General features: G+C 70.2%; 14 protein-coding genes. 10 read left to right on the forward strand and 4 right to left on the reverse strand.

The window, feature by feature from the left end; translation table 11 throughout:
* The first annotated feature begins 188 nt into the window (after positions 1-188).
* Together ABGI63_RS14165 and ABGI63_RS14170 are read left to right on the forward strand one after the other, a co-directional pair.
* Positions 189-599, forward strand: coding sequence for a DUF4398 domain-containing protein (locus ABGI63_RS14165; RefSeq protein ID WP_349743032.1), 411 nt, complete (start codon positions 189-191; stop codon positions 597-599).
* The gene (locus ABGI63_RS14170) at positions 596-1,495 is read left to right on the forward strand and encodes an OmpA family protein (protein WP_349743033.1); all 900 of its coding nucleotides are present in this window, start codon (positions 596-598) and stop codon (positions 1,493-1,495) included. Before ABGI63_RS14165 ends, ABGI63_RS14170 begins: the two co-directional genes overlap by 4 nt.
* Here the strand turns inward: ABGI63_RS14170 and ABGI63_RS14175 are convergent.
* Together ABGI63_RS14175 and ABGI63_RS14180 are read right to left on the reverse strand one after the other, a co-directional pair.
* On the reverse strand, positions 1,482-9,914 hold the full coding sequence (locus tag ABGI63_RS14175) for a glycoside hydrolase family 94 protein (RefSeq protein WP_349743034.1): 8,433 nt from the start codon (positions 9,912-9,914) through the stop codon (positions 1,482-1,484). The two genes, ABGI63_RS14170 and ABGI63_RS14175, sit on opposite strands and share 14 nt — an antisense overlap.
* Before the next feature lie 8 nt (positions 9,915-9,922).
* Positions 9,923-10,150 carry a hypothetical protein gene (locus ABGI63_RS14180; protein WP_349743035.1) on the reverse strand — a complete coding sequence of 76 codons (228 nt, stop codon included), beginning with the start codon at positions 10,148-10,150 and terminating at the stop codon, positions 9,923-9,925.
* A gap of 375 nt (positions 10,151-10,525) precedes the next feature.
* On the opposite strand from ABGI63_RS14180, the gene ABGI63_RS14185 reads away from it, so the two are divergent.
* From ABGI63_RS14185 to ABGI63_RS14220, 8 genes are all read left to right on the forward strand, one after another.
* Positions 10,526-11,245 carry a Crp/Fnr family transcriptional regulator gene (locus ABGI63_RS14185; RefSeq protein WP_349743037.1) on the forward strand — a complete coding sequence of 240 codons (720 nt, stop codon included), beginning with the start codon at positions 10,526-10,528 and terminating at the stop codon, positions 11,243-11,245.
* An 83-nt stretch (positions 11,246-11,328) separates the two neighbouring features.
* Entirely contained in the window at positions 11,329-12,018 is a 690-nt protein-coding gene (locus ABGI63_RS14190; RefSeq protein WP_349743038.1) for a Crp/Fnr family transcriptional regulator, read from the forward strand.
* A gap of 34 nt (positions 12,019-12,052) precedes the next feature.
* A complete protein-coding gene (locus ABGI63_RS14195) occupies positions 12,053-12,901 on the forward strand; it encodes a diguanylate cyclase domain-containing protein (protein ID WP_349743039.1) in 849 nt (282 codons plus the stop codon).
* Between the two features lie 44 nt (positions 12,902-12,945).
* Entirely contained in the window at positions 12,946-13,473 is a 528-nt protein-coding gene (locus tag ABGI63_RS14200; protein ID WP_349743040.1) for a YbaK/EbsC family protein, read from the forward strand.
* Entirely contained in the window at positions 13,470-13,700 is a 231-nt protein-coding gene (locus ABGI63_RS14205) for a DUF1289 domain-containing protein (RefSeq protein WP_137942060.1), read from the forward strand. The genes ABGI63_RS14200 and ABGI63_RS14205 overlap by 4 nt, the downstream gene beginning before the upstream one ends.
* The gene (locus tag ABGI63_RS14210; RefSeq protein ID WP_137942061.1) at positions 13,700-14,350 is read left to right on the forward strand and encodes a 2-hydroxychromene-2-carboxylate isomerase; all 651 of its coding nucleotides are present in this window, start codon (positions 13,700-13,702) and stop codon (positions 14,348-14,350) included. Before ABGI63_RS14205 ends, ABGI63_RS14210 begins: the two co-directional genes overlap by 1 nt.
* Positions 14,351-14,535: 185 nt before the next feature.
* Positions 14,536-16,224, forward strand: a complete 1,689-nt coding sequence (locus ABGI63_RS14215) for an MFS transporter (protein ID WP_349743041.1) — start codon at positions 14,536-14,538, stop codon at positions 16,222-16,224.
* Between the two features lie 146 nt (positions 16,225-16,370).
* Positions 16,371-16,526 carry a hypothetical protein gene (locus ABGI63_RS14220; RefSeq protein ID WP_349743042.1) on the forward strand — a complete coding sequence of 52 codons (156 nt, stop codon included), beginning with the start codon at positions 16,371-16,373 and terminating at the stop codon, positions 16,524-16,526.
* A 9-nt stretch (positions 16,527-16,535) separates the two neighbouring features.
* On the opposite strand, the gene ABGI63_RS14225 is transcribed toward ABGI63_RS14220, so the two are convergent.
* Together ABGI63_RS14225 and ABGI63_RS14230 are read right to left on the reverse strand one after the other, a co-directional pair.
* Positions 16,536-18,107: a sensor histidine kinase gene (locus ABGI63_RS14225; protein ID WP_349743043.1), complete on the reverse strand. Its 1,572-nt coding sequence runs from the start codon at positions 18,105-18,107 to the stop codon at positions 16,536-16,538.
* 104 nt (positions 18,108-18,211) lie between these two features.
* Positions 18,212-18,682 carry an Lrp/AsnC family transcriptional regulator gene (locus ABGI63_RS14230; protein ID WP_349743044.1) on the reverse strand — a complete coding sequence of 157 codons (471 nt, stop codon included), beginning with the start codon at positions 18,680-18,682 and terminating at the stop codon, positions 18,212-18,214.
* Between the last annotated feature and the right edge of the window lie 74 nt (positions 18,683-18,756).

Genomic DNA, 18,756 nt, shown 5'->3' on the forward strand with positions numbered 1-18,756 from the left:
GCGCCAGGCGTCCCCGATTGACGGCTTTTCGCCGTCGCCGGCCCAGTCGGCCGGCCGGACCGCTGTAGGACGGCACCGCGACCGCGCGCTATGTGCGTCAACGCACGGACCCTGCTTGCGAAAGCGCCCAGCCTGATCGCTCACGGACGCCCGGCCCCGGCGCGTCGCCTTCAACGAAAGGATTTGCGATGACACGCTCTCTTGGCCTCAGGGCCGTACCCGGCGCGCTGGCGCTGTTGGCACTGGCGGCCTGCGCCAGCACGCCGCCTCCCAGCGCCGAGCTGGCGCTTTCCAGTGCCGCGCTGACCCGCGCCGACGGTGCCGGCGCCGCCGAACTGGCCCCGGCCGAGCTGCGCATGGCGCGCGCCAAGCTGGAGCGCGCCCAGGCCGCGCTGGCCAGCAAGGACCATGATCAGGCGCTGCAGATGGCCCAGCAGTCCGAGGTGGACGCCCGCCTGGCCGAGGCCAAGAGCCGCGCCGCCAAGGCCCGCAAGACCGCCGAGGAGCTGCAGGAAGGCAACCGCGTGCTGCGCGAAGAGATGGGCCGCAAGACGCCTGCCGTGCTGCCAGCACCAACGACACCGAGGACCCCGTCATGAACATTTCCCGCCATCACACCCTGTCCCTGCTGAGCCTCGCGGCGCTGGCCGTGCTGATGGGCTGCAGCAGCCTGCCTGCCGACAATGCCCGACTTGAGGAAGCCCGACGCGACTATCGCGCGGCGCAGCAGACCCCGCAGATCAGCGAGCTCGCCGGCGTCGAGATGCGCCAGGCCAGCGACGCGCTGAGCAAGGCCAGCGAGGCCTGGACCCGCAAGGACAAACCCAGCGAGGTGGATCACTGGTCTTATCTGGCCAAGCAGCGCATCGCGATCGCGCAGGAAACCGCCGGCCAGAAGGGCGCCGAGCAGGCCCTGGGCCTGGCCACCGCCGAGCGCGACCGCTCCCGTCTGGCCGCCCGCACCAGCGAGGCTGACATCGCCCAGCGCAATGCCAACGCCTCGATGGCGCAGGCCGATGCCGCCCAGCGCCAGGCCGCGATGGCCCAGCAGCAGACCCGGGATGCCCGTGCCGTCAACGCCCAGCTGGAGGCCCAGCTCAAGGAGATGAACGCGCTGCAGACCGAGCGTGGTCTGGTGATCACGATTGGCGATGTGCTGTTCGACACCAACCGCGCCGAGCTCAAGCCCGGCGGCATGCGCAACGTGGACAAGCTGGTCGGCTTCCTGAAGCAGTATCCGCAGCGCACCGCGATGGTCGAGGGCTATACCGACAGTGTCGGCAGCGACAGTGCCAACCAGGGCCTGTCCGGGCGGCGCGCCGACGCGGTGCGCATGGCCCTGGTCGACCAGGGCGTGGGCCGCGAGCGCATCCGCGCCCAGGGCTATGGCGAGGCCTATCCGGTGGCCAGCAATGACAGCGCCGACGGCCGCCAGCTGAACCGCCGTGTCGAGATCCTGCTGTCGGACGAGGCCGGCGCGATCAAGCCTCGATAGGCGTCAGCGGCAGCATGAAGCAGGTCTCGGGGGCCAGGTCTTGCCAGCGCAGGACCTGGCCCTCGTCAATGAGGGTGGCCCCGGCCGCGGTCGCCGCCACCCGCGCCTGCTCCGGCGTGGCGCGCAGCAGGATGAAGCGCATCTGCCGTCCATCGCGCCGCAGCGTCAGCTCTGCCTCGGGCCAGTGCGCCGGCAGGCAGGGTGTGAAGCTCAGGCTCTGGGCCTCCAGCTTCAGCCCGAAGATGGCCTCCAGCGCCGCGCGGTGCAGCCAGGCCGCCGCGCCGGTGTACCAGCTCCAGCCGCCGCGCCCGCTATAGGGCGGCTGCGTGTAGATGTCGCCGGCCATCACATAGGGCTCCAGGCCATAGACCGGGCCCTGCTGCGGATGGGCGGCCCGGTGGGCCGGGCTCAGATGGCAGAAGTATTGGTAGGGCAGGTCGGAGGGCCGGTTCAGCCGGGCCTGGGCCATCAGCGCCCAGATGCCGGCGTGCGAATACTGGCCGCCGTTCTCGCGCACGCCGGGCGGATAGGCCTGGATATAGCCGGCGCTGGGTTCGGTATGGGCCAGCGGCGGGTCCAGCAGCCGTATCAGCCCGGCCTCGGCGTCGACCAGCAGGCTGTGGGCCGAGGCCATCGCCTGCTGCGCGCGGCCCGGCTCGCCCTCGACACCGGACAGCACGGCCCAGGCCTGGGCGATCAGATCGATGCGGGCCTCGCTGTTGGCGGCCGAGCCGAGCGGCTGGCCGTCGTCGAAGAAGGCGCGCTTGTACCAGCGGCCGTCCCAGGCCGGACCCGCCAGCGCGGCGCGCCAGCCGGCGGCGGCGCGCTCCCAGCGCTCGGCGCGCTCGGTGTCGCCGCGCTCGCGTGCCAGCGGCGCGAAGTCGGCCACGATGCGGCAGGCAAACCAGGCCAGCCAGACCGATTCGCCGCGCCCCTGGTGGCCGACCCGGTTCATGCCGTCGTTCCAGTCGCCGCTGCCCATCAGCGGCAGGCCGTGCACGCCGACCCGCAGGCTGCGATCCAGCGCCAGCGCTCCATGCTCGTAGACCGAGCTCTTGTGGCTGCTGATGGTCGGGGTGTAGTAGGCGTCCTCGGCGCCCTCGGGGATGGCCGCGCCCTCCAGGAAGGGCAATCGCTGCTCCAGCAGGGCGGCATCGCCGCTGGCGCGCAGATAGTGGACGCAGGCATGGGGCAGCCATAGCAGGTCATCGGAGAAATGCGTGCGCACGCCGGCGCCGCCGGGGGCATGCCACCAGTGCTGCACATCGCCCTCGGGAAACTGGCGCGCCGCGCAGGCCAGGATCTGCTCGCGCAGCAGCTGCGGCGCGGCCCAGGCCAGCGCCATCGCGTCCTGCAGCTGGTCGCGGAAACCGGTGGCACCGCCGGCCTGGTAGAAGCCCGCCTTGGCCCACAGCCGGCAGGAGACGGCCTGGTAGAGCAGCCAGCGATTGACCAGGGCATCGAAGAGCGGATCGGGGGTCTTCACGCGGGCGGCGCCGAGCAGCGCGTCCCAGTCGCGCCGCTGCGCATCCAGGCGCTGCTGGGGCGGCACGGCCGCCGCCACCGCCGCCAGCTGGCGCGCGGCGTCCGGGCTGTCGGCCCAGCCGAGCAGCCAGGTCCGCTCCTCGGTCTGGCCGGCCGGCAGGTCCAGCGTGATAGCCAGCGCCGCGCAGGGGTCGAGGCCGGCGCCGCTGCGCTGGCCGAAGTGATCGGGCAGCACCAGCCGGCCGCGCGCATCGAAGCATTCGCGCCGGTCGCAGCTCCAGTCGGGCAGTGCATCGGCCGGGCCGGCGATGGCCAGGAAGGCCGTGCCCTCGCCCAGGCCGCCGGAGCGCTCGGGCTGGGTGGCCAGCAGCGCGCTGAGCTTGCGGGCGCCGTCCGGGCCATCGGGCAGGCGCTGGCTGTGCAGCGCGGTGTGCAGCGTGCCGCGGTCGCTGCGCTGTGCGCCCATCATCCATTCGGCGATGCCGATCAGGCGCAGCTGCTGGCGCTGGGCGCCGCGGTTGCTGATACTCAAGCGCAGTTGCTTGACGGCCAGCTGCGGGTCGACGCACCAGACCGCCCGGATCTCCAGATCACCGCGCCGGTGGCTGATGCGGGTGTAGCCCTGGCCATGGGCGACGCGGTAGGCCACGCCCTGGTCGCCCCATGCGCCGGGTGCCGTGCTCCAGACCTCCAGGCTGCGCAGATCCTGCAGCAAGAACCACTCGGACGGCGGGTCGGCCAGCGGATCGTTGGACCAGGCGGTCAGCTGGTTCATGCGGCTGTTGCGCGCCCAGCTGTGGCCACCGCCGCCCTCGGAGACCTGGCAGCCGAACTCGGGGTTGGCCAGCACATTGATCCAGGGCCGTGGCGTTCGCATCGCGGCATCGACCTCGAAGCGGAACTCCTCGCCGCCTTGGGCGAAACTGCCGCGCGCCGGCTGAGCCGGGCCGCCGCTGGCCACTTCCAGCGCCGTGCCCGAGACCTCCTGGCGGGCCGCCAGCGCCTGCTCGTGCTGGGCGGTCCAGGCCTGCAGATGGTGCAGCAGCGGCCGTCCATCGGCATGCAGACGCACGCGGGCCAGCTGCTGCAGGGTGCTGAGCTCGTCGGCCGACAGCTCCTCGGCGCGCAGCTGATGGAAGCCGGTGCTGGCGCTGGTGCTGACATGGGCATGGCTGCCCTCGCTGCCATGGTGCTCGCGCAGCGCGGCAATCTCGCGCTGCAAGGCCATCTGGTAGGACACCGGCTCGGCATTGACGACCACCAGATCGCAGGCCAGCCCGCCCCAGGCCCACAGCCGCAGCGCCTGGGCCAGCGTGCGCAGCAGGCCCACGCCGGCCATCACGCCGGCCGTCACCAGTATCAGCGGCCGGTCGCCCGAGATGCCGAAGCGCCACAGCAGGCGCCGGTCGCACACGCCGGGCAGGGCCAGCGGCCGGGTCAGGCTCAGCAGCAGCGCGGTGCTGAGGCTTTGCACCGCCGCGAAATGCTCGGGGCTGATGCGCAGCGCGCGCAGCCGGATGCCGGCCAGGGTGGCCGACATCAGCGAGGCCCGCTGCACATGGCTTTGCTGGTGGTATTTGTCGATCACCGCGTGCAGGACGCCGGCGTCGTCGCTGGCGGCGGTCGCGAAGGTCAGCACCGCCTTGGCATGCGGCGCGATGCGCAGGCTCACGCCCAAGGCGCAGACCGGGTCCAGCCCGGTTTCCAGCGCCAGCGTATCGCCGCCGGCCGGCAGCGGCCGCAGCTGGGCCAGCGGCCGGTTCGCCGCGCGGCTGCGGCCCAGCCACAGTGCACGGTCGGCCTGGCCGCCGATGCCCAGCAGCGCATGCTCGGTATGGGTCAGGAAATGCGCGGCATGCAGGCCGCGCTCGGTGGCCAGGCGCGGTTTGCGCTCGAAGCACAGCGCCTGCTGGGCCGGCCGCCATTCGGCGCGCACGAACAGATTGCCGAAGGCCGGGTGCGCCTCGTCGGCGCGCGCCTCGGTCAGGCTGGGCTCGAAGGCCGAGATCAGCTCGATCTCCAGCAGCTTGTCGCCGGTATTGCGCAGCTCGACCTGGCGGAACTCGATATCGTCCTCGGGGCTGACCCAGACCGTGATCTGGCTTTGCAGATCGGGCCAGTCGGCCGACAGGCTGACCCGGTCGGCATGGAACAGCGCCCGGTACTGCGCGGCCGGGTCGGGCGCCGGGTGCTGGCTCAGCGAAACCGGCGCGGCGCCGGGCCGGCGGCGCAGATAGAAGAAGCTGCCATAGGCATCGCGCAGCGCATCGTCGCGCCAGCGGCTGATGCCCTGGCGGCCCCAATGGCTGCTGCCGGCGCCGTTGGCGCGCAGCGAGACGCTGTAGCGCCCGTTCGACAGCAGATGCGTCGGCGCGATGGCCGCCATGCCCGGCAGCACCTCGCGCAGCAGGCCGGCGCTGCGCTCGGTGGCGGCCAGCGGCGGCGGCCCCGGCTCCGGCGCGGCCAGCCGCGAGACCTCGCGCGGCGCGCTCTCGTGCAGCAGCGAGGCCACCGCCTGCAGATGGGCGTCGGCCATGCCCCAGCGCTGCGCGACGCCGCCCAGCAGCAGATTGGCCAGCGCGACGATGCTCATGCCCTGGTGGTGTGACATGAAGGTGCTGACCGGCATGAAGGCGGCCGCGCCGGTGCGGCGCGAGGGCGTGAAGTCCAGCGCCTCGATGAAGCCGTAGCGGCCACGCGCGCCCAGCGACTCGAGTCGCTGCAGGTTCTGCAGCGCGCGCTGCGGCGCCAGCGGGGCGGCCATCGCCGTCGCATACGGTGCGATCACCAGCTCGTCCGGCGGGGTGCGGCGCAGCGCCAGCCGCGGCACACCCTGCGGCGCGTACTGGTAGGCCAGCGTGTGGTCGCTGCCGGCATAGGCCGACTCCGACACGCCCCAGGGCGTGCCGTGCAGCGCGCCGAAATCGATCTGCTCCTGCACCGCCGCCTCGCAGGCCTCGCGCAGCGCGCTGCCCTGCGGCTCGTCCAGCACCAGGCCCGGCATCAGGTACTCGAACATCGAGCCCGACCACGAGCGCAGGCCCGCCGCCGTGCCCTGGGCATAAAAGGGCCGGCCCAGCGCACTCCAGTGGCGCACCGGCACATCGCCCTTGGCGATCGCCAGCAGGCTGGTCAGGCGCGACTCCGAGGCCAGCAGATCGAAAAAGCCCTCGTCGAGCTGCTGCTCGGCAACGCGAAAGCCGATATGGAAGAGCTGGCGCTTGGTGCTGTAGAGGAACTTGAAGTCGGGCTCCCAGGCCAGCACCTCGCAGTCGCGTGCCAGCGCGCGCAGTCGCAGCCTGCCGTCTTCGCTGCCCAGCAGCATGGCCTGGCGGTCCAGCTGTATCGAGCGCAGCGTGGCCAGGTGGTCGGCCAGCAGCCAGGTCAGTGGTTCGGCGGCCCTGTGTGCCCGCATCAGCGGCTCGAAGCTCTCGGCGTTGTGTGTCTCGATGAGCAGGGGCGAGTCCGCCGGCAGCAGCGCGCGCAGCCGCTGCCGCGACGCGGCCAGCGCGCGGCGCGCGGGGCCCTCGTCGTAAGGGGCCTGGGCCAGCTCCAGGCAGGCCTGGGCGACGGCCAGCAGATGGCCGCAGAGATTGCCGCTGTCGACGCTGGAGACATACATCGGCAGCAGCGGCGCCCGGGTCTGCGTGTCATACCAGTTCAGGAAATGACCGCGGTAGCGCTGCAGGCCGGCCATGCTGGCCAAGGTGGCTTCCAGGCGCTTGAGTAGCTCCTCGGTGCCGATCCAGCCGAACTGGCGGGCGCAGACGGCGCTCAGCAGATAGAGGCCGAAATTGGTCGGCGAGCTGCGATGGGCCAGCATCTCATGCGGCAGGGTCTGCAGATTGTCGGGCGGCAGATGCAGATCCTCCGGGCCGACGCAGCGCTCGAAGAAGCGCCAGGTATCGCGCGCGACGCCGTTCAGATAGGCCTGCTCGGCGGCCGGTCGCGTGGTGGCACGGCGCCGTGGCCGGCTGACCCACCAGCTGAGCAGCGGCGCGCCCAGCCACAGCAGACCCAGCGCGAGGCTCAGCGCAGGGTAGGGCGTGCGGCCGCTGAGCAGCAGCGCGCCCAGCAGCAGCAGGCTCAGCAGCGGCGCGCGCCAGTGCTGGCGCAGGCTTTCCAGCAGCGCGGTCTTGGCGGCGGCCTGGGCGGCGGCCGCGGTGGTCCATTGCAGCAGCTGGCGCCGGCTGATCAGCGTGCGGTAGAGCGAGCGCGTGATCGCGTCCAGCGCCAGCAGCGCCTGCTGCGGCAGCTGGCTCAGATGCCAGAGGCCGCCGGCCAGCGCGCGCACGAGTTCCAGCATGGCCTGGCGGTAGAAGTGGCCCAGCGCCAGATCATCACGGCTGGGGGCCAGGCCGGCCAGCGCGCCCAGCAGCGGCCCGGCGGTGAAGGCCGCCAGCACCAGGGCCAGCGCGACCGCCGGCGCCAGCACCAGGCCGGCCAGCGACAGCAGCAGCAGCGCCAGCGCGGCCGGCGCCACCAGCGAGCGGCGCAGGTTGTCGAACATCTTCCAGCGGTTGATCGCGCGCAGCCGGTAGCGGCCCGGTTTCAGCAGCAGCGGCAGCAGCTGCCAGTCGCCGCGGGTCCAGCGGTGCACGCGCGAGGCCGCCACATCGGCGTGAAAGGGCGCCTCCTCGATCAGCGTGATGTCGCTGACCGCCGCGCAGCGCGCCAGCGAGCCCTCCAGCAGATCGTGGCTCAAGACCTGGCCCTCGGGCAGGCGCCCGGCCAGCAGCGCGTGCACGGCCCGCACGTTGAGCAGGCCCTTGCCGGTGAAGGTGCCTTCATGGAACAGGTCCTGATAGACCTCGGAGCTGGCGGCGCTGTAGGGGTCGAGGCCGCTGCGGCCGGCGAACAGCCAGTGGTAGGGCGTCAGGTCGCGCTCGGCCGGCAGCGGGGTCACGACGCGCGGCTGCAGGATGCCGTAGCCGCCCAGCAGGCGCTGGCCGCTGGCGTCCAGCTGCGGCTGGTTGTGCGGGTGGGCCGCGACGCCGACCAGCTCGCGCAGGCGACCGGGCGGCATGCCGGTGTCGCTGTCCAACGTGACGATGTAGCGGGTGTCGGCGGCGATCTGCGTGAGCTCACCCAGCGGCACGAAGGCGGTGGCGTCGCCGCTGGCCAGCGCCTGGACCAGCTGTTCGAGCTTGCCGCGCTTGCGCTCCCAGCCTATCCAGCGCTGCTCGCTGGCGCTGAAACGGCGCTCGCGGTGCAGCAGCAGAAAGCGCGGCGGCGCCCCCGGTGCGGCCGGATGACGCAGATTCAGCGCGCGCAGCTGTTGCGCGGCCTCGGTCAGCAGCGCATCGTCGCCATCGACATGCTGCTGCTCGGCATCGGCCCAGTCGCTCAGCAGCGCGAACTGGGTGTGGGCTTCCGGGTTGGCCAGATGGTGCAGCTGCAAACGCTGCGCGAGCGCACGGACAGCGCTCGGATCGCCCAGCAGGGCGGGGATCACGACCATCACGCGATGCTCGGCCGGGATGCCCTCGGCCAGCGCCAGGCGCGGCAGGTGCTGGGGCCGCAGCGATTCACTGACCATGCGGTTGAGCAGCGCCACCGCGGCCTCGGAGGCCGGGATCAGCATCAGCGCGAGGCCCAGCCACAGCAGCCACCCGGGCTCCAGCGCAGACCTCGGCAGCAGTGCGCCGACCAGGGCCGCCGTGGCCAGCGCCAGCGTGCCCAGATAAAGCGGCAGACGCAGCCGGCGCACAGCGCTGCGCCAGGCCAGCAGACCAGGCTCGCGCAGGCCCAGCGCGCGCAGCAGGGTCGGCCGGCCGGCGCCTTGCAGCCAGTAGCCGGCCGCTGCCGGCGCACTGGTCGACCCACCCGGCGCCAGCCGCATCAGGTCGAGCAGAGTCCTGGCCACCGACAGCTCGCTGCGGCCGCTGCGCCTGGCCAGGCGCTCGATGCGGTGCAGGCTCTGGTCGCGGGTCTGGCTGTGCTCGGCGGCGAATACCGGGGCGCCCAGCATCAAGCGCATCAGGCTGCTGGCGCGGGCGATCAGCTCGGGCCAGTCGGCGGCAGCGATCGCGCGCAGCGAGCTGACGGCGTTGCTGACGCTGAGGTTGTCGGCGGTCTGGTCGGCGCTGAGCTGGGCCTGCAGCGCGGCAGGGTCGGGCAGGGCGCGCTGCAGCCAGTCGAGCAGCCAGCCCTGCACATGGCCCCGGTCCACCGTGCTGCGGTCGTGCAGGCGCAAGGCCAGCTGGGCCAGAAACACCGGGCCGACGCCGCGCCGCTGCATCGTGCGGTGCAGCTGGTCCAGGCCGTGCAGGCTGCAGCCGTCAAGCCGGTCGCAGCACAGATTGGCGAGCTCGCGCGCGGCCTTTTGCGTCGCGACGCGCTCGGCCAGGCGGCGCAGGTTCTCGATCAGCACGACGCGCAAGGTGGTCGGCAGGGCCCAGGTCTCGCCCAGGGTCAGCTCGCGCGTCTCTTGATAGGCGTTCAGGAAGGCCTGCAGCAGCTCGGCGTCGAAGGCGCTGTCGGTATGGGCGACAAAGGCCCAGGCCACGCCATAGATGCGCGGCAATCCGGCCAGCGGCTCGGCGATCAGCCGCGGCAGCGCCCGGAAGTAGCGGCTCGGCAGGCCTTCGTGGATCTCCTTGATCTGGGCCTCGATCAGATGGAAGTTGTCGAGCAGCCATTCGGCCGCCGGGCTGATGTCGTAGCCGCTGGCGGCCTGCGCGCCGATGTAGTGGCGGGCCTGGCGCAGCACGCTGATATTGCTGCGCAGGCGTGGGAAGAAGCTCGTCGCGCCACCCAGCGTGGCGCGGTGGGTCTCGCCGAGGCTGCGGCCATGCTGGGCGAAGCGCTGCGGGCCGAACAGCTCGGCGCGTATCGGTGCCTGCAGCGCGCCCTTGTCCTGGTCCTGCATGGCCAGCAGCGCCGCCGGGCCGGCCGGGAGCAGGCGCAGCAGCTCGGACGGCGCCCGGTCCATGAGCGCGCTCAATACAGCCAGGTGCCGGCGGCGATCAGGGCGGCCAGCAGCACCAGGCTGGTGACCAGCCGCGCGGCGACGAAGCGGTGCAGCAGCTCGGCGCCGCAGCGCAGGCCGAACAGGCGGCCGCTCATGCGGCGGCACAGGCTCAGGTGTTCGCCCAGCGAGGACAGCTCCATCGGCGAGGTGTCGGTGCTGTCGCCATAGGACGAGGTGCTCCAGTTCGAGGTGGTCATCGAAGGCTCCGCCCGCCGGGCGGCTAGGCTCGACGGCAATCGTGTGGCAGAAACGAGCGCGCCGCAGGCGCTCTCGCAAAGAGGGCCGCGAGCAGGGCCCGTGGCGTGTTTGATCGTAGGCAGCGCGGCTTTCGCCGTCTGTCGGACGGTCGGCCCCGGCCGGTGTAGGACCAAGCGCCGTCTCGTGTCGTGACCGTCGCGCCAGCTGTGCCGGGTCTGTGTTTTTAGCCGCTGGCTGCGGCGCTGTCTGTGCGCTGGCCCACATGGCCATGCGCTATGTTCGATAGCGCACATACCAACAGGCCCCGCCTGCGTATAGTCGGTTTGGGGCCTGTCAGCGCCGGGTCCGTCCGATTGCCTTGCATGGAGTTGCCGATGGCCTCAGCGCCCGATCCCCGCCACAACCGCCTGCTGGCTGCCTTGCCCGAAGCCGAGTGGTTGCGCTGGCAGCCGCTGCTCGAAGCGGTCGAGCTGCCCTTGGGCGAGGTGCTCTATGAATCCGGCGGCACCCTGAGCCATGTGTACTTTCCGACCACGGCCATCGTGTCCCTGCTCTATGTGCTGGCAGACGGTGCCTCGGCCGAGATCGCGGTGGTGGGGCATGAGGGCCTGGTCGGCATCTCGCTGTTCATGGGCGGCGGCTCGACGCCCAGCCGGGCCGTGGTGCAGAGCGCCGGCCACGGCTATCGTCTGCATTCGCAGCATATGAAGGACGAGTTCAATCGCGCCGGTCCGGTGATGCATCTGCTGCTGCGCTACACCCAGGCCCTGATCACGCAGATGGCGCAGACCGCCGTCTGCAACCGCCACCACTCACTGGATCAGCAGCTGTGCCGCTGGCTGCTGCTGAGCCTGGACCGGCTGGACGGCAGCGAGTTGGTGATGACCCAGGAGCTGATCGCCAATATGCTGGGCGTGCGCCGCGAGGGCGTGACCGAGGGCGCGCTGAAGCTGCAGAAGGCCGGCCTGATCCGCTACGCGCGCGGCCGCATCTCGGTGCTGGACCGCGCCGGTCTGGAGTCACGCACCTGCGAGTGCTATGCGGTGGTCAAGACCGAGTACGAGCGCTTGCTGCCGCCCACGATCAGCGCCTGAGGGGCGCTCGGTTCGGCAGCGTACAGACCGCAGCATGACTTCTGCACATGCTTGGGTTTCCGCCTGCCCAGGGAGTGATGCCGTTGAGCCCCGCCGAAAATCATCTGATCGCCGAGCTGCCGCGCCCGGGCCGCCTGCGTCTGCAGGCCCTGTGCGAGCCGGTCGAGCTGGTGCTGTCCGAGGTGCTGTGCGAGCAGGGCGCGCCGGCGCGTCATGTCTATTTCCCGGTCGATGGCTTCATCTCGCTGCTGACCCAGGTCGATCAGCACCCGGGGCTGGAGGTCGGCATGGTCGGGCGCGAGGGCATGCTGGGCGTGCATCTGGCCCTGGATGTGGCGATCTCGCCGCTGCGTGCCCTGGTGCAGGGGCCGGGTCTGGCCTGGCGCATCGCCGTGGCGCCGTTCCGGCGCGAGCTGGCCGACAGTCCGGCGTTGCAGCGCTGCCTGGACCGCTATCTGTATGTGCTGATGGCCCAGCTGGCCACCGCCTCGGCCTGCCTGCGCTTTCATCAGATCGCGCCGCGGCTGGCGCGCTGGCTGCTGATGAGCCAGGACCGCGCCCATGCGGTGCGCTTTCACGTCACCCATGAGTTCCTCGCCTATATGCTGGGGGTGCGTCGGGTCGGCATCACGGTGGCGGCGGGCGTGCTGCAGCGCCAGGGCCTGATCAGCTACCGCCGCGGCGAGCTGACGGTGCTGGACAGGCCCGGCCTGGAAGCGGCCGCCTGCAGCTGCTATTTCACTGATCGGAGGTCCTATGCCGCACAGCTCTAGCCTTGGTTTCCAGCGACCCCGGTCTGGCCAGGTCGTGCCTGGCTCACTGCCGAGCCAGGACAGACGGGTCGCGCCGCTGCCCGACATCCGTCTGTGCGACTGGGAGCTGCTGTTCGATGCCGTCACGAGCCGGCTGCGGGCCACGGTCGGCGAGCGACTCACGATGCGCACGCTGCTGAGTGCGCCGGCCCGGGCCAGCCAGGTGCAGACCAGTGTGCTGGAATGCGCGGCCGCGCTGGATCAGCTGCACGCGACGCTGGCCCGGGAACTGGCCCGCAGCGGCGCGCTGGAGCTGCAGGTGTTTGACGCGCAGAGCGCGCTGGCCTCGGCGCGTGCCGAGCTGTCCGGCAGCAAGGACGAGGAACGCAAGGCACGCCATCTGGCCATGCACGACGGCCTGACCGGTCTGCCGAACCGGCGTTATTTCAGCGAGCGCCTGGACCATGCGCTGGCGCATCTGGAATCGCCGGACACCACACTGGCTCTGTTCTATCTGGACCTGGATGACTTCAAGCAGATCAACGACCAGCATGGCCACGAGGTCGGTGACGAGGTGCTGAAGGTGGTGGCCCGGCGCCTGGCCCGGGTCGTGCGCAGCGAGGACATGTTCAGCCGCCTGGGTGGCGACGAGTTTGCCTGCCTGCGCATGGGGCCGGCGCTGGGCCGGCCGCAGCTGAGCGCGCTGGCCGTCAAGCTGTTCGACGCGGTCAGCGCACCGCTGAGCATCGGCCCGCTGACCTTTCAGACCAAGATCAGCGTCGGCATCGCGCGCTACCCGGGCGACGGCAGCAGCGCCGCCGCCTTGCTCAGAAGCGCCGATGCGGCGATGTATGAGGCCAAGCGCCAGCACTGCGGCCACGCCTTCTTCGATCAGGGCGGCTGAGCCCGCGCAAGAGGCCGCCCGCGAGCTGCGCGACAATGCGGCGCATGCAAGCAAGAACCCCCGATCCCGCCCGCCCCGAAGGCTTTCTGCGCGTCAGCGCCGCGCTGGCCGTCAGGCAGCATGCCCATGCGCCGCTATGGCTGGAGGTGGCCGCCCGCACCTCGCAGGAGGCGGCCGACGCGCTGGGCGTGAGCCTGGGCCAGATCGCCAAGTCGGTGGTGTTTCGCCGCAAGACGGACGAGCAGGCGGTGCTGGTGATCGCCTCGGGCGACCGGCGCGTTGACGAGAAGAAGCTCAAGGAACTGACCGGCCCGCTGGGCCGCGCCGATGCCGACTATGTGAAGGCGCGCACCGGTTTTTCCATCGGCGGCGTCTCGCCGCTGGGCTTCGCACCCATCGAGGGGGCGGCCGCGCCGCTGCTCTTCGTCGACCAGGAGCTGTTCCGCTTCGACGTGATCTGGGCCGCCGCCGGCCATCCGAATGGCGTGTTCAAGATGACGCCGGCCGAGCTGGCGGCGCTGACCGAGGCGCCGGTGATCGATGTGGTCTTGCCCGTGCAGGAAGCGACATGAACGCCGTGCTTGTTTCCAGCGTCCCGTCACCTTGCAGCAATGTCTGCAAGATGCATGAGGCGAGCGGCTGGTGCGAGGGTTGCGCGCGCACCATTGCCGAGATCGCGGCCTGGTCCAGGGCCGACGACGCCACCCGCCTGGCCATCCTGGCCCGCCTGCCCGAGCGCCGCGCCGCGCTGATCGAGCAGGGCATCTTCACCGCAGCAGCCTCCACGGACGGCCCCTGATGAAACACCTGACCTTTTACTTCGACCCCGTCTCGCCCTATGCGGCCCTGGCCTTCGACCGTCTGCCCGAGGCCCTGGTGGGCTGCAGCTACACGGTCGAGTACCGGCCGGTGCTGTTCGCGGCCCTGCTGCATGCGATCGGCCAGAAAGGCCCGGCCGAGATCGAGAGCAAGCGCCAGTGGACCTTCCGCCAGGTGGCCTGGCTGGCCCACCAGCTGAACATCCCGCTGGACACGCCGGCCCAGCATCCCTTCAACCCGCTGCCGCTGCTGCGCCTGGCCTGGGCCTGCGGTGCGCAGCCGCTGGGCACACCGAATCGCCTGGTGGTCGAGAAGATCCTGCACCATGTCTGGCGCTCGGCCGGTGCCGATGCGGTCAACCCCGAGCGCCTGGCCGCGCTGACGCAAGACCTGGCCCCGGCCCGCGACCCGGGCAGCGAGGTGATCAAGGAGCAGTTGCGCCAGGCCACCGAGCAGGCGCTGAAGGCGGGTGTGTTCGGGGTGCCGACGATTGCCGTGGACGGGCGGCTGTTCTGGGGCCTGGACGCGCTGCCGATGCTGGCCGCCTATCTGAAGGGCGATCCCTGGTTTGCCAGCGGCGCCTGGGAGGCGGCCGGGGCCAAGCGCGCCGGCGTCGTGCGCCGTCACTGAGCCCGCCTCGGTGCTTACCCTTCCCAGGTCTTCCATCCCACATCGAGAAATGAAAACCTAGGGTTGCAGCGGGTTTCGTCAGCCAGCGTTCAGCCTCGCGTCAGATGGCGGTCAGAGGCCGCTCCGATAGTCGCGCCATGGATCACCGGTCGGTGGTCCTCAGCAACAGATCGGAGACAAACATCATGGCAACTGCAAGCGCAGTATCGACCGCCAAGACGCCGATGACCCGGGAAGAGAAGAAGGTCATCTTCGCCTCTTCGCTGGGCACGGTGTTCGAGTGGTACGACTTCTATCTCTACGGCTCGCTGGCGGCCATCATCGCCAAGCAGTTCTTCTCGGGCCTGGATCCGCAGGCGGCCTTCATCGCCTCGCTGATGGCCTTTGCCGCCGGCTTCATCGTGCGTCCCTTCGGCGCGCTGGTGTTCGGCCGGCTGGGCGACATGATCGGCCGCAAGTACACCTTCCTGGTGACCATCCTGATCATGGGCCTGTCGACCTTCATCGTCGGCATCCTGCCCACCTACGCCACCATCGGCGTGGCCGCCCCGGTGATCCTGGTCATCCTGCGCATGCTGCAAGGCCTGGCGCTGGGTGGTGAGTACGGCGGTGCCGCCACCTATGTGGCCGAGCATGCGCCGCAGGGCAAGCGTGGCGCCTACACCTCCTGGATCCAGACCACCGCGACCCTGGGCCTGTTCCTGTCGCTGATGGTGATCCTGGGCACCCGCACCCTGATCGGCGAGGAAGCCTTTGCCGACTGGGGCTGGCGCGTGCCCTTCATCCTCTCGGTCGTGATGCTGGCGATCAGCGTCTGGATCCGCCTGTCGATGAATGAGTCGCCGGCCTTCCAGAAGATGAAGTCCGAGGGCAAGACCTCGAAGGCGCCGCTGTCCGAGTCCTTCGGCCAGTGGAAGAACCTGAAGATCGTGCTGCTGGCGCTGTTCGGCCTGGTCGCCGGCCAGGGCGTGGTCTGGTATTCGGGCCAGTTCTATGCGCTGTTCTTCCTGACCAGCGTGCTGAAGGTGGACGGCTCGACGGCCAATGTGATGGTGGCGGTCTCGCTGATCATCGGCACGCCCTTCTTCCTGCTGTTCGGCACGCTGTCGGACAAGATCGGCCGCAAGCCCATCATCATGGCCGGCCTGCTGCTGGCCATCGTGACCTACTTCCCGCTGTTCAAGGCGCTGACCGCCGCCGCCAACCCCGATCTGGCCCGTGCCCAGGCGACGGCCCAGATCGTCGTGACGGTGGATCCGGCCGCCTGCTCCTTCCAGGGCAGCCCGGTCGCCAAGGAAGTGGACTTCGCCAGCTCCTGCGACATCGCCAAGCGTGCGCTGGCACAGTCGGCCGCCAGCTACGAGACGGTTGCAGGCCCGGCCGGCACCGTCGCCAGCATCAAGATCGGCGACAAGGTCGTCAGCTCGCTGAACGCCACCCGCACCGCCGACGGCTACAGCTTCGACGACGCCAGCAAGAAGAACATCGCCGCCTTCAAGAAGGAATTGTCCGATGCGCTGAAGGCCGCCGGCTACCCGCCCAAGGCCGATCCGGCCAAGGTCAACAAGCCGCTGGTGGTGGCGATCCTGACCATTCTGGTGATCTATGTGACCATGGTCTACGGCCCGATCGCCGCGATGCTGGTCGAGATGTTCCCGACCCGCATCCGCTACACCTCGATGAGCCTGCCGTACCACATCGGCAACGGCTGGTTCGGCGGCATGCTGCCTTCGATCACCTTCGCGATGGTGGCGCAGAACGGCAATATCTATCACGGCCTCTGGTACCCGATCGTGATCGCCGGCATGAGCTTCGTCATCGGCATGATCTTCGTCAAGGAAACCAAGGACGTGGACATCTACGCCCGCGACTGATCTCCCTCTGACCCTAAATCGAGGCGGCCTGCGGGCCGCCTTTTTCATGGCGTGATCGTGGCTTGGCTGCTCGCTGTGGCAGGGTCCGCTCAGGCTGCCGTCAGCAAGGCTGACAACAATGGAAGCCCAACTTGGAGGACTTGTTCATGTGGAAAATCATTGCCGGCTTTGCCGCCTTCGCCGCGCTCGCGCTGTTCATCCTGAGCCAGGGCGGCGACATCGATCTGGGCGGTGAGAAGCACGATATCGCCGCGCATGGCGAGGCGGCGGCCGAGCCGGCCTCGGCCGCCGCTTCGCGCTGAAACGCGGGCTCAGGCGCCGTCGACGGCCGCGCGCTGCGGCGCCAATCGGGGCAGGCGGATCACGGTGCGGGTGCCGGCACCCACGGTGCTGAATACTTCGATCTGGCCGCCCAGCACATTGGTGACGATGTTGTGCACGATGTGCATGCCCAGGCCCGAGCCGCCGGTGCCCAGCTTGGTCGTGAAGAAGGGGTCGAAGATGCGCCGCCGCACCGACTCGTCCATGCCGACGCCGTCGTCGACCACCAGCAGCTCCACCATCTCGGCATCGAGCGTGCGGCAACTGACCTGCACCAGCCCGGTCTCGCGGCCCTCGAAGCCGTGCACCAGCGCGTTCATCAGCAGATTGGTCAGCACCTGGCCGAGCGCGCCCGGGTAGGAGTTCATCGCGGCGCCCGTGCACAACTCGGTGCGGATCGCATAGGGCGTGTGCTTGAAGCTGGGCTCCACCATCACCAGCACGTCCTCGACCACCTGGGCCAGATCGAAGTCGCGGCGCGAGTCGGTGGTCTGATCGATCGCGACCTGCTTGAAGTCGCGCACCAGGTCAGCTGCCTTCTGCACATTGCGCTGCAGGATGTCCTGGCCGCGCCGGGTGTCGCGCGCCAGCTCTTCGAGCAGGCTGCGCCGCATCGGCACGCTGTTGCTGAGCATGGCCTCGAGCTTGCCCCAGCGGTCTTCCAGCGCCGAGACCACGGTCAGCGCATTGCCCAGCGGCGTGTTCAGCTCATGCGCGACACCGGCCACCAGCCGGCCCAGCGAGGCCAGTTTCTCCGACTCGACCAGCTCGCGCTGCGCGGTCTTCAGGTGGGCCATCGCCTGGGTCAGCTCGGTGTTGGCCTCGGTCAGCTCGGCGGTGCGCTGGGTCACCTGGTATTCCAGCGTGCTGGCATGCTGGCGCAGCTCGTCGAAGGCCGCCAGCAGGGCCTGGCGCATGCGCTCCATCGCCTTGCCGACGCGGGCGATCTCGTCGTCGCGGCCCATGTCCAGCGTCTGCTGCAAGGGCTGGTCGAGCTTGCCGGCGGCCAGCTTGGCGGCCGCCTGGCTGAGCCGGTTCATCGGCTGCAGCACGCGGCGCTGCATCACGATCAGGATCAGCGCCAGCGACAGCGTCAGCGTCAGGCCGCTGCGCAGCAGGCTTTGCAGCATGTCGGCACGGCGGCGCTCCAGCAGTGGCGCGGCGCTCATCGTCACGGTGATCTGGGCGATCTCGCGGCCGTCGCGCAGCACCGCCCGGGTCTGGCTCAGGGTCAGGCTGCGGTCCGCGACCTCGCGCTGGAATTCGGCAAAAGGCTTGGGCGAGGAGGGCTCGATCACCAGCACGGAGACAAAGCGCGGGTCGTCGACCTGGGCCTTGATCATCGGCTCGGCCAGATCGGGCGAGACCTGCCAGATCGGCTCCGACAGCGACAGCGCCAGGATCTCGACCACGCGCGACAGATCGCGCTTCAGGTCGTCCATCGCCTCGTGCCGTGTCGCATTGCTCTCGAACAGCAGCACCGCCCCGGTGGGCACCAGCAGGCCCGTCACCAGCGCCATCACGACGGCGTTGCGCAGCGAGGACTTGGCCAGGCGTATCAAGGCTGCAGCCCCTCGATGGGCATCAGGACGGCAAGGCCCGGACCACCGGTTGTGCCTGGAGCAGGGGCGCGCGACATGGGGCGATTATGTGGGAAACGACGGGGTCAGGGCTTGCCCTGAGCGGCACAGGGCTGCAGGCCGCGCCGCGGGATCGGTGTGCTCATCACGATGGCGGTGCGGGTCTCGCCATAGGCGTTGATGCGGGCAATCAGCGCCTCCAGCTCGGCCATGCCGGGCGCGACGACCGTCATCACATAGGAGTCGGCGCCGGTCACATGGTGGCACTCCAGCACCTCGGCCATGGTCCTGAGCTTGGCCAGCAGCTTGGCCTTGGCCGGCTGGGCCGCCGTGATGCCGATGATGGCGCGCACCGCATAGCCGAGGGCCAGCGGGTCGAGCTCGGCATGGATGCCGCTGATCACACCGGCCTCCTGCAGGCGCCGCAGGCGCTCGGCGGTGGCCGGGATCGACAGGCCGGTCGCGGCCGCCAGCGTCTTCAGCGGCGCGCGGCCATCGGATTGCAAGGCCTGCAGCAGCAGCCAGGCTTTGTCATCGAGTTGCAAGGAAATACCCATGCTGACCTAAAAAATTGTCGGTGTTGCTGTGAAGCTGCCTGAATTTTCGACTTGGCCGCCGCCTATGCTGATCC

Source organism: Roseateles cavernae, assembly GCF_040187885.1.
Lineage (GTDB): Bacteria > Pseudomonadota > Gammaproteobacteria > Burkholderiales > Burkholderiaceae_C > Roseateles_E > Roseateles_E cavernae.

What these genes read in the sequence shown, in the direction of transcription:
- ABGI63_RS14165 (WP_349743032.1), top strand. Translation starts at nt 189, where the DNA reads ATGACACGCTCTCTTGGCCTCAGGGCCGTACCCGGCGCGCTGGCGCTG.
- ABGI63_RS14170 (WP_349743033.1), top strand. Translation starts at nt 596, where the DNA reads ATGAACATTTCCCGCCATCACACCCTGTCCCTGCTGAGCCTCGCGGCG.
- ABGI63_RS14175 (WP_349743034.1), bottom strand. Translation starts at nt 9,914, where the DNA reads ATGGACCGGGCGCCGTCCGAGCTGCTGCGCCTGCTCCCGGCCGGCCCG.
- ABGI63_RS14180 (WP_349743035.1), bottom strand. Translation starts at nt 10,150, where the DNA reads ATGACCACCTCGAACTGGAGCACCTCGTCCTATGGCGACAGCACCGAC.
- ABGI63_RS14185 (WP_349743037.1), top strand. Translation starts at nt 10,526, where the DNA reads ATGGCCTCAGCGCCCGATCCCCGCCACAACCGCCTGCTGGCTGCCTTG.
- ABGI63_RS14200 (WP_349743040.1), top strand. Translation starts at nt 12,946, where the DNA reads ATGCAAGCAAGAACCCCCGATCCCGCCCGCCCCGAAGGCTTTCTGCGC.
- ABGI63_RS14205 (WP_137942060.1), top strand. Translation starts at nt 13,470, where the DNA reads ATGAACGCCGTGCTTGTTTCCAGCGTCCCGTCACCTTGCAGCAATGTC.
- ABGI63_RS14210 (WP_137942061.1), top strand. Translation starts at nt 13,700, where the DNA reads ATGAAACACCTGACCTTTTACTTCGACCCCGTCTCGCCCTATGCGGCC.
- ABGI63_RS14215 (WP_349743041.1), top strand. Translation starts at nt 14,536, where the DNA reads ATGGCAACTGCAAGCGCAGTATCGACCGCCAAGACGCCGATGACCCGG.
- ABGI63_RS14220 (WP_349743042.1), top strand. Translation starts at nt 16,371, where the DNA reads ATGTGGAAAATCATTGCCGGCTTTGCCGCCTTCGCCGCGCTCGCGCTG.
- ABGI63_RS14230 (WP_349743044.1), bottom strand. Translation starts at nt 18,682, where the DNA reads ATGGGTATTTCCTTGCAACTCGATGACAAAGCCTGGCTGCTGCTGCAG.